Source organism: Pseudomonas caspiana (assembly GCF_002158995.1).
GTDB classification, from domain to species: Bacteria; Pseudomonadota; Gammaproteobacteria; order Pseudomonadales; family Pseudomonadaceae; genus Aquipseudomonas; species Aquipseudomonas caspiana.
On sequence record NZ_LOHF01000002.1, the window covers coordinates 195,788 to 209,662 of the forward strand.

The window sequence follows — 13,875 nt, forward strand, 5'->3', positions numbered from 1 at the left end:
TTTAATACCTTTCCCAATTAACTAAAAAACGCTTACAAATATGCCCAAAACCGTGAGAATGCAGGCTATCAGCTAGTTCACCAAGCAGAACGTTAGCACCTGTATAAAAACCAACTTTGTACCGAGTCGCCCAAGTCGCTCGATTTTTATCTATTTTCTGTGTGAAATTATTAGCCAAGTCACCCCCCTCACACTTTCCAAACTCGAGCAATTTAGAAGCTTTACCATCACTACCAGAGATCAAAAAGATCGGATCTCGACTTCCCGTACCGTGGTGATTGAAATCCAGTTTCAACACTCCGCCCTCCAGAGGAGCACCTTTCGAGTCCCAGAATTTGACTTCAAGCAGTGCCTTTTCGATCGCTTGGGTAACAAGCAAAGTCGGAGTACCGTATGGAATCCTCAACAATCCGTCTTCGTGATGCAGGTTATAGTCACGCCACGGATAGGAACCAAGCACAACGCTATAAGCCGCATTCTCCACCTGCGCGCCCTCCACCGCGCTCACACGAATATTAACAACGGAGCCAGCATCCAGCCCGCGAAAGGCTTCTGGAAATGAAACAGCTTTGACCTTCCAGTCACTGCCGTTCACCTGATACTCGACTTTCCACAGCTGATTAAGCATCTTCGGCTCCGGCGTCCCCAGCAATACATCCTGACCCCGAATAGATGTAAAACTATAGTGGTGCACCGATCGGGCATTTTCCAGTACCTCTTGAATCTGGTGAATCTTGTCCGATAGCACAATAAACTCTGGTGCCTCTACCGCATTCTGTTCTTCGGGCACTAGCTCGGGCTCGATAGTCGACTGCGACTCCAGACCTAACTCAACAGGTTCGCTACCCATATTGATCTGCTCTTCGACGACCACGTCCGTAACAGTCGGATCATCGCAGTCAGCAGCCTGCGCCAATAGCTGGCACGAAGAAGCTAACAAAACTGCAGACGCGAGTGTGCTGAAAACCCATTTCTTGTTCATGATATTTCCTGAATAATTAAATTGCTATTTAGATGTTTTATGTCAAGCACTGTTGTTACTGACAAAATCGACGTAACCAGCGTTTAACATTCGAGTCAACAATCAACACCCAAAATCAGACACTTCCTACACAAGCGATTTATTAGCGTATTTTCCTACTCACTTACTCTTCGCTTACACCGTAAAGTTGCAGGGAAACGAAGAAGAGCGCTGTCATTCAGCTCGAGACTTTTATCAGCGCAAGCATTTAAAAAATCCCGGCCCCGGCCGATAAACCTTACGAGCCGCTGATGGACCTGCGGCCTGAGCACGCCAGGGATTGGTAAGCAGCCTGCCGCTGCTCAGGAAGCGCCCTAAAGCCCTAGACAATTTTTCCCGCAATCCCGGTCAGCGACTAAGCTTGAGTCAGGTGCGATTAACAGGTTTAACCGGGCCAATCGAAAATGGGCGTTTTACGGCATGCTGATACGAAACAGACGGTGATTACAGCGGACCGTAGCGACCGCGCTCCCATGCCGAAAGCCCCTCGCCGCAAAAGTTACGTGTGGCGCGTGTTTTGGGTTTTGCTGCTGATGGGGATTGCGGCGCTGGCTGTTGCGATGGTGATCGAGTCACGCAGCTCGCGCTTGCAGGCGCTGGAGTTCAATCGCTTTGCGGCAAACTTGAGCTACTCGATGCATCCGGGCCCGAGTGATTCGATGCTTTACCCTGGTGAAGGCCCCTTCGACAAGCGACTGGGTTACTCATCACTGAACGAGTTTCTACCGCGCCTGCTCAAGCGCGACTATCTGATCACCGAACAGGTCCGCTTTTCCCCCGATTTGTTGGCCTACGCCAGACGTGGCTTCTTCGTCCCTTATGAAGAGAAGATTCAGGCAGGGCTGTCGATCACTGATTGCCGCGGCGTCGACCTCTATCAATTCCGTTACCCGCAGCAGTTCTACTCAAGCTTTGCTGCCATCCCGCCGTTACTGGTACACAGCCTGCTGTTTATCGAAAACCGGGATTTGCTCGACCCACAAGAACCTATGGCCAACCCGGCGGTGGACTGGCCCCGTTTTGCCAAGGCAGCGATTTCTCAAGTCTCGAAGCTGATCGGTTTGCCGGGGCAATCAGCGGGCGGCAGTACGCTGGCTACGCAGTTGGAAAAGTATCGGCATTCCCCCGACGGGCTGACGCTGTCGGGTTCGGAAAAAATTCGGCAAATGATTTCCGCCAGCGTGCGCGCGTATCAGCCGGGCCAGCAAACCCTTGAGGCTCGTCAACGAGTAGTGCGCGATTACCTGAATAGCGTACCGCTGTCGGCAGTACCGGGGCATGGCGAAGTACATGGCATGGCGGAGGGGCTACGGGTCTGGTACGGGGCTGACTTCGTCAAGACCAATCAAGTACTCGCCTCCAACGCCAACGACCCGCAAAGTCTCGCGGCGCGCGGTCTGGCATTGCGTGAAGTGTTATCGCTGGTTATCGCTCAACGTCGGCCCTCGCACTATCTGGCGAAAGGTCGTACCGAGCTGGCGGAGTTGACGGACAGCCACATTCGTCTGTTGGCACAAAATCAGGTGATCGATAGCGCTCTGGCCAACGCTGCACTCAAGGCCGACCTGAACTATCGCAACTGGGCTGAACAACCGACTATTCAGCCCATCGAGACTAATAAAGGTATCAGCGTTGCCCGCAGTCGGTTATCGGGGCTGCTCAATCGTCCGCTGTACGATCTGGACCGCCTTGATCTTTCGGCCACCAGCACCTTGCAAAGCGAACTGCAAAACAATGTCAGTCAGTACCTGAAAGATCTCGCGGACCCGGCCTTTGCTGCACAAGTCGGGCTGCTGGGCGAGCGCTTGTTGACCCCCGCCAGTACAACCCAGGTGCGTTACAGCTTTACGCTGTTCGAACGCGGCCCGGATGGATCAAGGGTAAGGGTGCAGACCGACAGCACCGATCAACCTTTCGACATCAACGAAGGCAGCAAGCTGGAACTCGGCTCCACCGCAAAAATGCGGGTAATGACGACCTACCTGGAAATCATTGCCGAACTGCATGACCGGTATGCCGCACAAAGTGTCAGCGCGCTGAACAAGGAGCCGGTAGCGGACCAGGATCGTCTAACGCGCTGGGCGCTGGATTATCTGATCCAGAACAAGGATCGCGACCTGGCGAAGATGCTTTCAGCAGCCCTGGACCGGCGCTACTCGGCCAGCCCGGCAGAAAGCTTCTTCACCGGTGGCGGCATGCATCACTTCAACAACTTCCGCAAAGAGGACAACAACCGCTTGCCGACTTTGCGCGAATCACTGCGCGAGTCGATCAACCTGCCGTTCATCCGGCTGATGCGCGACATCGTGCGCTATAGCACCTATCAAGGGCCGAACAACAGCGCCGAGTTGCTCAAGGATGATGACGATCCGCGCCGTCAGGAATACCTGAGTCGTTTTGCTGATCGTGAAGGTTCGGTGTTCCTGCTGCGTTTCTGGAAGCGCTACAAGGATAAGACTACTCAGGAGCGGCTCGATACGTTCCTGGACGGTATCAATCCGACGGCGATAAGGCTTGCCGCTGTGCACCGTTACCTGCTGCCGGGTGCCAGTCAGGCTAACTTCAACACCTTCATCCGCGCGCACCTGGCCGAAGAGAAGGTGGGGCCGAAGCTGAGCGAGAAGCGTCTGGCTGATTTGTATGAAAGCTACGGCCCGGGCAAATACAACCTGCCGGATCAGGGCTACATCGCCAAGGCTCACCCGCTGGACCTATGGCTGGTGGGTTACTTGCTGCAACACCCGGATGCGCAATTCAAGGATGCCGTTGCCGCCAGCCGTTATGAGCGCCAGGAAGTGTACGGCTGGCTTTTCAAGAGTCGGCACAAGAGCGCTCGTGACAGCCGCATTCGCACCATGATGGAGGTCGAGGCCTTCCTCGATATTCATCAGCGCTGGCAGCGTGTCGGTTATCCGTTTGACCATCTGGTGCCGTCACTGGCCACTGCAATCGGCAGCTCAGGCGACCGCCCCGCTGCGCTGGCTGAACTGATTGGCATCATCCAGAACGACGGTATTCGCTTGCCAACCCTGCGCATCGACAGCCTGCATTTTGCTGCCGACACGCCTTACGAAACCCGATTGGCCAATAACCCGGAGCTGGGCCAGCGTGTCTTGCCTTCGGCAGTTGCCGCAGCAATGCGCGAGGCATTGTCGCAAGTGGTCGACAGCGGCACTGCCAAACGTGTGTCCGGCAGCTTCAAATTGCAGGACGGCTCAATCCTGGCTATGGGTGGCAAAACAGGGACAGGCGATAACCGTATTGAGAGCATCGGTTCTGGCGGACGTATTCTCAGTTCACGCGCGATCAACCGGACGGCCACTTTCGTGTTCTATCTGGGCGACAACCACTACGGCACCCTGACTGCGTTCGTTCCGGGCCGGGCGGCCGAGGGCTTCCGGTTCACCTCGGCGTTGCCCGTGCAAGTGCTCAAGGGCATGGCGCCAATCCTGAATCCGTATCTGGAGCCCGGCGGCCACACGCTCTGTAAGCCGACCACGCCACTGTAAGAGCTCACGAGCAACGCGAGGCAGCGATTGCGGTTTGCCCGACACACCGTCATCGCTGGCTCGCGTTGCTCGTGAGTTCCTACAACCATTCAATAAATTTTCTCAAGGCCGCAAACGAGAACCGTTCGTCTTTATCCCTTGCACAATCTTTAAGATATATCTTAAGGTATATCTAACTTGTACCAGGAGATGAAGACATGCGTGATGACCCTCACGACAATGACCACCGTCCATCTCATCGCGAGCATGGCGATGGGCGAGATGGTTTTGAAAAACGGCCTGGCCGGGAACGCGGTGGACGCGGGCCTCGCGTATTCGCGCCGGGCGATCTGAAATTGCTGCTGCTGGCGTTGATTGCCGAACAGCCTTGTCATGGCTACGACCTGATCCGCCAGATCGAAGGCATGTTCGACGGCGCCTATAGCCCAAGCCCTGGCGTGATCTACCCAACCCTGACCTTCCTTGAAGAAAGCGAGCTGATCGAAGGCGATGCCCAAGGCGGCAAAAAACACTACGCCGTTACCGACGCCGGTCGAGCCTCATTGGCAGAGCAGAAAGTCGCGCTCGATGGCGTGAAGATGCGCATCGACGTCAGCAAGCGTTCGTTGCGCGGTCATGACCGTCCCGCAGAAATCCATGAAGCCGTGCACAACCTGCGCCATGCCTTGCAACTGCATCACGGTCGCTGGAGCCCGGCAGAAATCATCCGGGTTCGCGACCTGCTCAATAACACCGCCAAAGCCATTGTTGATGGCCCCCACATCCATTCGGAGAAGCCGGTATGAATTCACAGCAATCCATTCATCGCGTCAGCCATGAGATCAAACGCCGCAAACTTGAAGTGCTGCGAGTGGTAGACGTAACACCTAAAATGCGCCGAATCACCCTGCACGGCCCGGATCTGGCCGGTTTCATCAGCCTGGGTACCGATGACCACGTGAAGCTGATTTTCGCCACCACGCCTGAAGAACAGGCCGCGCTGGATAATTTCATTCCGGGCTCGCCGAGCGATGGGCCAAAACCGGTCATGCGTGATTACACCCCGCGCCGCTACGATGCGCACAGTGGCGAACTGGACATCGATTTTGTACTGCACGGCGAAGGCCCTGCGGCGACCTGGGCAGCGCAGGCTCAACCGGGACAGTTCCTGAATATCGCGGGGCCACGGGGTTCGATGATCGTGCCGGATATCTTCGAGAGCTATCTGCTGATCGGCGATGAAACCGCCCTACCCGCCATTGCCCGACGTCTTGAAGCATTGCCTGCCAACCGCAGCGCGCTGGTCGTGGTCGAAGTTGCGGACTCAGGTGAACAACAGGTTTTCGACAGCCAGGCCCAGGTCGACGTGATCTGGATCGTCCGGGGCGAACAGGATCTGGTGGACGTCACCCGCCGCCTGGAAATGTCAGAAGGCAAGCTGTACGCCTGGATCGCAACCGAATCACTGCTATCGCGCAAACTGCGCCGCGTACTGCTCGGTGAGTTCGGACTGGAAGAAGAGTTTGTGAAGGCAGCAGGGTACTGGCGGCTGGATGGGAATGATGAGGGCTGATGGACATGTAGCTCTCATCGAACAAACTACAGCTAGCTGATTTGGAATGCTTTTTCTGTAGGAGCTGCCGAAGGCTGCGAAGCATTTCTGCTGATAAACCGCGATCGCACCTTCGGCAGCTCCTACAAGTCCTGTGTTTGCCGCGAAACTGTGCGGTGCAATAGAAACCGGGCCAGCTCTACAGGCTCAGCGTCTAGCGCTGAATCTGTCCACCCCAAGCAACACCAGCGCAATCACGATAAACCCGATCAGCACTCCACCCGCGTTGGTGAACGCCTGCACATAGCCGATGTTGCCAACGTTGATAAACGGATACATGTAATCGCCAATCGAGCTGCCGCGCAGCAGTACGTAAGAAAAGTAGATCACCGGGTAAAGAATCCACAGAAGCACGTGCTCGATCCGCAACATCCCCTTGGGCACGTACAGCCACCAGTACAGCAGGAACACCAACGGCATGACGTCGTGCAGCAACTCGTCAGCCACAAATTGCCAACCTTCCGGGTGCCACAGATGGCGCAGCAATACGTTATAAGCGAGCCCGACCAAAACAATGCTTGCCGCGATACCACTGCACACTACCGGGTGCCGGAAGAATCGATGCGCGGCCGAGGTTCTGGCACTTAGCGCACAGCTCAGAACCACCGCCACCAAGGTGTTGCTCCACACGGTGAAAAAGCTGAAAAACCGCACCAGCCCACCAATCAGGCTCGCGTCATCGGCCCAGCGTGCAATGAAAACAAGGTAGAGCTGAATGGCCAGTCCTGACCACCCGAGGCAGGCGGCAATCATCGTGTAACAGCGCTGTCCTTGCGCACTTTTCAGGTGTTGGAAGTACATCGTTTTTCCTTGAAGCCCAGTCTTCGAACCAGGCGAAATTACCAGCCTTTGCTGCGGTGCAACTTCACGTACAACGCCTCGACCTTTTCCCTGGCCCAAGGCGTCTTGCGCAGAAACGTCAGGCTGGACTTGATGCTTGGATCGCTCTTGAAGCAGCGAATATCAATGCGTTCAGCCAGACCCGACCACTCGTAGTGCTCAACCAGTGCGTTGAGAATTTGTTCCAGCGTTACGCCGTGCAAAGGGTTGGAGTGAGGTGTAGTCATGCGAAACCTTCAAGCTGAATGGATAGGGGGCACTTCCCGGAAGCTGCGCACCTTAGCCGAGCCTTCAGACAGCGGGAAGAGCTTAGCGTGCGAAGAGTTTGGCTCGGCAGTCAGCTAGCGCCCACTTCAAATGTAGGACGTGTCCGAAAAGTTCCCTTTTCAGCCGATAAAGAGATGTTATATTGTAACAACAACTTGCCATCTCAACGCTTCACCGGGCGCCTCAGAATGCGCTCGTCTGCCAAGGAACTTCGCATGTCTAGTCCCTCCAAATACTTGCTCTGGCGCCTCACGCCAATGGCGGCTGCCATGCTGCTTGCCTCAACTGCGCACGCTGCCAGCATCGTGGACCTAGAGCCGCAGGTAATTACCGCCAACCCGTTGGGCAGTGACCAATTGGCATCTCCGGCAACGGTGCTGGAGGGCGATAATCTGACGCTCCAACAAAAAGGCAGCCTGGGCGAAACACTCAACAAACAGCCGGGGGTTTCGTCTTCCTGGTTTGGGCCCGGAGCCAGTCGACCGATTATTCGTGGGCTGGACGGCGACCGGATTCGCATCCTGCGCAATGGTGTCGGTGCGCTGGACGCCTCGTCGCTGTCCTACGATCACGCCGTCCCGCTGGACCCGGTGAACGTCGAGCGTATTGAAGTCGTGCGGGGGCCGGCGGCACTGTTGTATGGCGGCAGCGCCATCGGCGGCGTAGTGAACACGTTCGACAATCGCATTCCGACTGAGGCCATTGAGGGCATTCACGGTGCCGGTGAACTGCGTTATGGCGGTGCGGACACAACTCGCAGCAGCGCGGGCAAGCTGGAAGCCGGTAATGGTCAGTTCGCGTTGCACATCGACGCCAATGCTCGAGAGTTTAACGACCTGCGCATCCCGGGCTATGCCCGTACCAGCGAGCAAGGTGCTGCCGAAGAAGGCAACGACAAGAAACATCGACTGAACAACAGCAACGGTCGTCAGGATGGCGGCGCGGTGGGCGGTTCCTACACATGGGACGACGGCTACGCGGGTGTGTCCTACAGCAACTACGACTCCAATTACGGCTCGCCGGCAGAAGAAGATGTGCGCATTCGCATGGAGCAGGAGCACTACGCTTTTGCCTCGGAAATCCGTAATTTGTCGGGCCCGTTCAGCTCGGTAAAACTGGACGCCGGGTACACCGAATATGAACACCGTGAAATTGAAGGCGGCGAAGTCGGCACTACGTTCAGGAACAAAGGTTACGAAGCCCGCGTCGAAGCGCGTCATCAACCCATCGGCCCACTTGAAGGCGTGATCGGCGCGCAAGTGACCCGTGGCGAGTTCTCTGCGCTGGGCGAAGAAGCATTCGTGCCGCAGACCGATACTGACGCGGGCGCGCTGTTCATCCTCGAAGAACTGCAAGCGACCGAGCGCCTCAAGCTGAGTCTGGGCGGTCGCATCGAGCACACCACTGTCGACCCGGACGCCAAAGGTAACGAGCGCTTCGCCAGCACCGACAACTCCAGCAGTTTCACCGCTGGCAGTCTGTCATCCGGCGCGGTCTACACCCTGACGCCCGTCTGGTCGCTGGCCGCAACTCTGGGTTATACCGAGCGCGCACCGACCTTCTACGAGCTCTACGCCAACGGCGCGCACGTTGCCACTGGCACATACGAACGCGGCGATGCAGGGCTGTCCAAAGAAAAAGCCGTGTCCAGCGATCTGGCCTTACGTTTTGACAATGGCACCCACAAGGGCAGCGTTGGTGTGTTCTACAGCCACTTCTCCAATTACATCGGCCTATTGAGCACAGGTCGGACGCTGAATGACGACGGCGAAGAGGACGCAGACGGGATCCCTGAATACAACTACTCAGGCGTTCGTGCGAGGTTCAGCGGCGTTGAAGCGCAGGACCACTGGAAGCTGGGAGAAAATCAGTACGGCAGCCTGGCGCTGGAGCTTTCCGGTGACTACACACGCGCGAAAAACCTGGACACAGGAGAAGCCTTGCCGCGTATTGCTCCGTTGCGCTTGAACAGTGGCCTGCTGTGGGAGCTGGACAAGTGGCAAGCGCGGATAGATGTGGAACACGCCAGCTCACAGCGTAGAGTTCCAGATAATGAAACCGGCACGGATGGCTACACATCGCTCGGCGCCAGCGCCGGGTACAATTTCAATCTGGGCGGCAGCCAGTGGCTGGCCTTTGTCAACGGCGAGAACCTGACTAACCAGACAGTGCGCTACGCCAGTTCAATCCTGCGCGACATAGCTCCGGCGCCGGGGCGCAGTGTAGAAGTGGGATTGCGGACGACGTTCTGATAAATCCGCGCCCCTGTTGGAGCGGGACTTGCTCGCGATAGCGTCAGATCAGACGATGACTTGTTAAAAGAAAATCGAATCGCGAGCAAGCTCACTCCACAGGACATCGTTGCAGTTGGACAGCTCGGGCCGTGGACCTCTGGTGCTATCGGCCCGGCGTAGCCTTTGCCGCACTGTTGCAATCCCCGCAATGATCCATGTCAGTTTTGTTGCTGTTTACTAACTCGTTAGCCCCCTATCATTACACCCCGCCAGCTGAACCGATTTTGCAACTGCTTTCGCAGTGCAGAACCGCGGCATAGCGCCGCACGCCTTTCCTGAATAACTCAAAAGAACGATACCTATGTCTGCCGACCCGAGACGTTTTTTGGCTTTTGCCCTGCCCTGCCCTTCACGCCTTAACTTTGCCGCAAGGCTCTGTGGACTTGCCGTCGCAGGTCTGGCCAGTTGCGCACAGGCTGCACCTGCATTTGACAGTGATTCGCCATGGATGCTGGGCGACTGGGCAGGCAAGCGAACCGAGCTGTCGCAACAGGGCTACGATTTCAAACTCGATTACACCGCAGAGATGGGTTCCAACCTGCATGGCGGTTACAGCCACGACAACGCTGTGCGTTACAGCGATCAATACGCCCTCGGCGCCCATCTCGATCTGCAGAAGATCCTCGGCTGGCATGATGCCGAGTTCCAGTTGACGGTGAATAATCGCAACGGCGACAACATCAGCAACGACCGCGTCAGTGACCCGCGCACGGGAACGCTGTCTTCCTCACAGGAAGTCTGGGGCCGTGGCAGCGTTACGCGTCTGACGCAGCTGTGGTATCAGCAAAAATTCCTTGATCAGGCCTTGAGCGTGAAGCTCGGCCGATTCAATCAGGGCGAGGATTTCGGCAGCTTCCCCTGCGACTTCCAGAACCTTTCACTGTGCGGTTCCCAGGTGGGTAACTGGGATGGCGGTACTGTGTACAACTGGCCGATAAGCCAGTGGGCAATGCGCATCAAATACCAAATCACCCCGGAATTTTTCGCCCAGGTCGGCGCATTCGAGCAAAACCCTTCGAATCTGGAAAACGACAACGGCTTCAAACTCAGTGACAGCGGCACCCAAGGGGCGGTCTTGCCCGTCGAGCTGGTCTGGTCGCCCAAGGTCGATGGTCTGCCGGGTGAATATCGCGCAGGCTATTACTACAGCACCGCCGACAGCCAGGACGTTTACAAGAGCAGCAATGGCCAGTCGGCAGCGCTTACTGACGGTACCTATCGCAGTGCATCGAGCAAACACGGCATGTGGTTGAACCTGCTGCAGCAGGTTACCAGTCGCGACAACGACCCAAGCCGCGGCTTGAGCGTATTCGCCAACGGCACGATGCACGACAAGAAGACCAACATGGTCGACAACTACGTAGCGCTCGGTGCGTTCTACAAAGGCCCGTTTGATGCCCGCCCCAAAGACGACATCGGCCTTGCTGTCTCGCGCATCCACGTCAACCCGGCCTACCGCAAAAACGCCGCCGCCCTTAATCAGGCAGCCGCCGTTTACGACTACAACGATAGGGCTTTCACGCCCCTGCAGGACACCGAATACAACGCCGAGCTGTATTACGGCGTGCACCTGACCAACTGGCTGACGGTGCGCCCGAATCTGCAGTTCGTGCGCCATCCCGGTGGGGTCGACAAAGTGGACGATGCGCTGGTGGCAGGCCTAAAAATTCAGTCGTCGTTCTGACCGACGGCTGATTTCTGCTGTCATTAGTTCGTATCAACAACTAGTTTCAAAGTATTGCAGAGAATTCTTCAGCGAATCCTGCGCGAATAACAAAGCTTCATCACTTAAATCTGTCCTTGGAGATTCACACTATGAGCACTGACGGTGCTTTGAGTAAAAATCGCCTGCTACCGACGTTGCTCGGGCTGGTGATACTGCTGATGGGCCTGGTCCTGCTGGGTCTGGGCGTCAAACTGCTGCAACTGGGCGGGTCGCTGTATTACCTGCTGGCCGGCATTGGCTTCGCGGTGACGGGCATTCTGCTCATCACTGGACGCCGTGCGGCTTTCGGCCTGTACGCAGCAATCCTGTTCGCCAGCACCGTCTGGGCATTGTGGGAAGTGGGTCTGGACTGGTGGCAACTGGTGCCGCGTCTGGCACTGTGGTTTGCCTTGGGCATCGTGATGCTGCTGCCATGGTTCCGTCGTCCGGTACTGCGTGGTCAGCCAGGCGGTAAAGGCACCGGCGCACTGACCGTTGCGGTAGTGCTGGCAGGTCTCACTGCATTGGCCAGCCAGTTCACCAACCCTGGTGAACTCAAGGGCCAACTGGACCGCGACACTGCGGGCACGACAAGCGCCGCGCCAGCCATGCCGGACGGCGACTGGCAGTCTTACGGCCGCACCGCTTTCGGCGACCGTTACTCACCACTGGCGCAGATCACTCCGGATAACGCCAACAAGCTGGTACCCGCCTGGACTTATCGCACTGGCGACATTCCAGGCCCGAACGATCCGGGCGAAACCACAGCTGAAAACACGCCGCTCAAAGTCAACGGCATGCTCTACGTGTGTACGCCGCATAGCCAGGTGATTGCTCTTGATCCGGACACCGGCAAGGAAATCTGGCGCTACGATCCGAAGATCAGCACTCAGAATGCTGCCAACTTCAAAGGCTGGGCACACATGACCTGCCGTGGCGTGTCGTACCACGATGACGCTGCCTATGCCGCAGCGCCAGCGCAGAGCCCGGCAACACCGGCTGTCGCTTCCAACGCGAGCAACGTTTGCCCACGTCGCATCTTCCTGCCGACTGCTGATACCCGCCTGATCGCGCTGAACGCCGACACGGGCAAGGTCTGTGAAGACTTCGGCAACAAAGGCGCCATCGACCTGAGCGCCAACATCGGCACTTTCGCGGCGGGCGGTTACTACTCCACGTCGCCACCTGCAGTGACCAAGGACCTGGTGGTAATTGGCGGTCACGTGACCGACAACGTCTCCACCGACGAGCCTTCCGGCGTGATCCGTGCATTCGACGTCCACACCGGTCGTCTGGTGTGGAACTGGGACAGCGGCAACCCGGACGATACGACTCCGCTTGCTGAAGGCAAGTCCTATACACGTAACTCGCCTAACATGTGGTCGATGTTCGCCGTCGACGAGAAACTCGGCATGCTCTACTTGCCGATGGGTAACCAGACTCCAGATCAGTGGGGCGGTGACCGTACTGACGAGTCGGAGAAATACAGCGCCAGCATCGTCGCCCTGGACATCGCTACCGGCAAAGTCCGCTGGAACATGCAACTGACTCACCATGACCTGTGGGACATGGACGTGGGCGGTCAGCCGACCCTCATGGACATGAAAACAGCCGACGGCATCAAGCCTGCGGTATTGGTATCGACCAAGCAGGGCAGCATCTACGTGCTGGACCGCAGCAATGGTCAGCCGATCATCCCGATCAATGAGATACCGGTTCCCGGCGGCGCAGTGGCGGGCGACCGTACCTCGCCAACCCAACCCAAGTCCGACCTGAACTTCATGCCGCCGCCGTTGAAAGAACGCGACATGTGGGGCGTAACGCCGTTCGACCAGGCGCTGTGTCGGATCGACTTCAAATCCCTGCGCTACGAAGGCCCGTTCACTCCGCCATCGCTGCAAGGTTCGATCGTTTATCCAGGTAACTTCGGCGTATTCGACTGGGGCGGCATTTCGGTTGACCCGGTGCGTCAGATCGCCTTCGTCAACCCGAGCTACATGGCGTTCCGCTCCAAACTCGTGCCGGCCGCAGAAGTGGAAGGCGGGCCTGGTCGTAAAAGCGAAACCGAAGGCGTACAGCCGAACAAAGGCGCGCCATACGGCGTGATTCTCGAAGCGTTGCTGTCGCCAATGGGTCTGCCTTGCCAGGCACCTGCGTGGGGTTATGTGGCTGCCGTGGATCTGACCAATCATCAAACCATCTGGAAACACAAAAACGGCACCGTGCGTGACAGCTCGCCGGTTCCGATCCCGTTGAGCATGGGCGTTCCAAGCCTGGGCGGTACGTTCACCACCGCCGGTGGCGTCGCCTTCCTCAGCGGTACGCTTGATCAATACCTGCGTGCTTACGACGTTCGTAACGGCAAGCAACTGTGGGAAGGTCGTCTGCCAGCAGGCGCGCAAACCACACCGATGACCTACACCGGCAAGGACGGCAAGCAATACGTGCTCGTCGTGGCCGGCGGTCATGGCTCGCTGGGCACCAAGCAAGGCGACTACGTGATGGCGTTCAAACTGCCGGATTGATGTTTCGCTGACGCAATAAAAAGGCGGCCATCGAAAGATGGCCGCCTTTTTTGCGGACGATTTTTACCCTGCCTGAAATTGTTGCCCGGCTTATTCCCACAGAGGCTGTAGCAGGTTGACCGC

At 57.2% G+C, this 13,875-nt stretch carries 9 protein-coding genes; 6 read left to right on the forward strand and 3 right to left on the reverse strand.

The genetic code is table 11. The annotated features are described in order from the left end of the window. Position 1: 1 nt before the first annotated feature. Positions 2-982, reverse strand: coding sequence for a hypothetical protein (locus AUC60_RS03270; RefSeq protein ID WP_087264659.1), 981 nt, complete (start codon positions 980-982; stop codon positions 2-4). 443 nt (positions 983-1,425) lie between these two features. On the opposite strand from AUC60_RS03270, the gene AUC60_RS03275 reads away from it, so the two are divergent. The 3 genes from AUC60_RS03275 (at position 1,426) to AUC60_RS03285 (ending at position 6,082) form a co-directional block, all read left to right on the forward strand. Next, complete coding sequence (locus AUC60_RS03275) at positions 1,426-4,530, forward strand: biosynthetic peptidoglycan transglycosylase (protein ID WP_087264660.1); 3,105 nt, start codon at positions 1,426-1,428, stop codon at positions 4,528-4,530. 197 nt (positions 4,531-4,727) lie between these two features. Further along, on the forward strand, positions 4,728-5,315 hold the full coding sequence (locus AUC60_RS03280; RefSeq protein WP_087264661.1) for a PadR family transcriptional regulator: 588 nt from the start codon (positions 4,728-4,730) through the stop codon (positions 5,313-5,315). Then, positions 5,312-6,082: a siderophore-interacting protein gene (locus AUC60_RS03285; protein ID WP_087264662.1), complete on the forward strand. Its 771-nt coding sequence runs from the start codon at positions 5,312-5,314 to the stop codon at positions 6,080-6,082. Before AUC60_RS03280 ends, AUC60_RS03285 begins: the two co-directional genes overlap by 4 nt. 186 nt (positions 6,083-6,268) lie before the next feature. Here AUC60_RS03285 and AUC60_RS03290 read toward each other — a convergent pair whose 3' ends face one another. Together AUC60_RS03290 and AUC60_RS03295 are read right to left on the reverse strand one after the other, a co-directional pair. After that, the gene (locus AUC60_RS03290) at positions 6,269-6,922 is read right to left on the reverse strand and encodes a Pr6Pr family membrane protein (protein ID WP_087264663.1); all 654 of its coding nucleotides are present in this window, start codon (positions 6,920-6,922) and stop codon (positions 6,269-6,271) included. 38 nt (positions 6,923-6,960) lie between these two features. Continuing rightward, entirely contained in the window at positions 6,961-7,188 is a 228-nt protein-coding gene (locus AUC60_RS03295) for a VF530 family protein (protein ID WP_087264664.1), read from the reverse strand. Between the two features lie 255 nt (positions 7,189-7,443). Between AUC60_RS03295 and AUC60_RS03300 the strand changes: the two genes are divergently transcribed. The 3 genes from AUC60_RS03300 (at position 7,444) to AUC60_RS03310 (ending at position 13,752) form a co-directional block, all read left to right on the forward strand. After that, the gene (locus AUC60_RS03300) at positions 7,444-9,480 is read left to right on the forward strand and encodes a TonB-dependent receptor (protein WP_087264665.1); all 2,037 of its coding nucleotides are present in this window, start codon (positions 7,444-7,446) and stop codon (positions 9,478-9,480) included. Between the two features lie 343 nt (positions 9,481-9,823). Further along, on the forward strand, positions 9,824-11,206 hold the full coding sequence (locus tag AUC60_RS03305; RefSeq protein WP_087264666.1) for a carbohydrate porin: 1,383 nt from the start codon (positions 9,824-9,826) through the stop codon (positions 11,204-11,206). A gap of 131 nt (positions 11,207-11,337) precedes the next feature. Beyond that, on the forward strand, positions 11,338-13,752 hold the full coding sequence (locus AUC60_RS03310; protein ID WP_087264667.1) for a glucose/quinate/shikimate family membrane-bound PQQ-dependent dehydrogenase: 2,415 nt from the start codon (positions 11,338-11,340) through the stop codon (positions 13,750-13,752). Positions 13,753-13,875 lie beyond the last annotated feature (123 nt).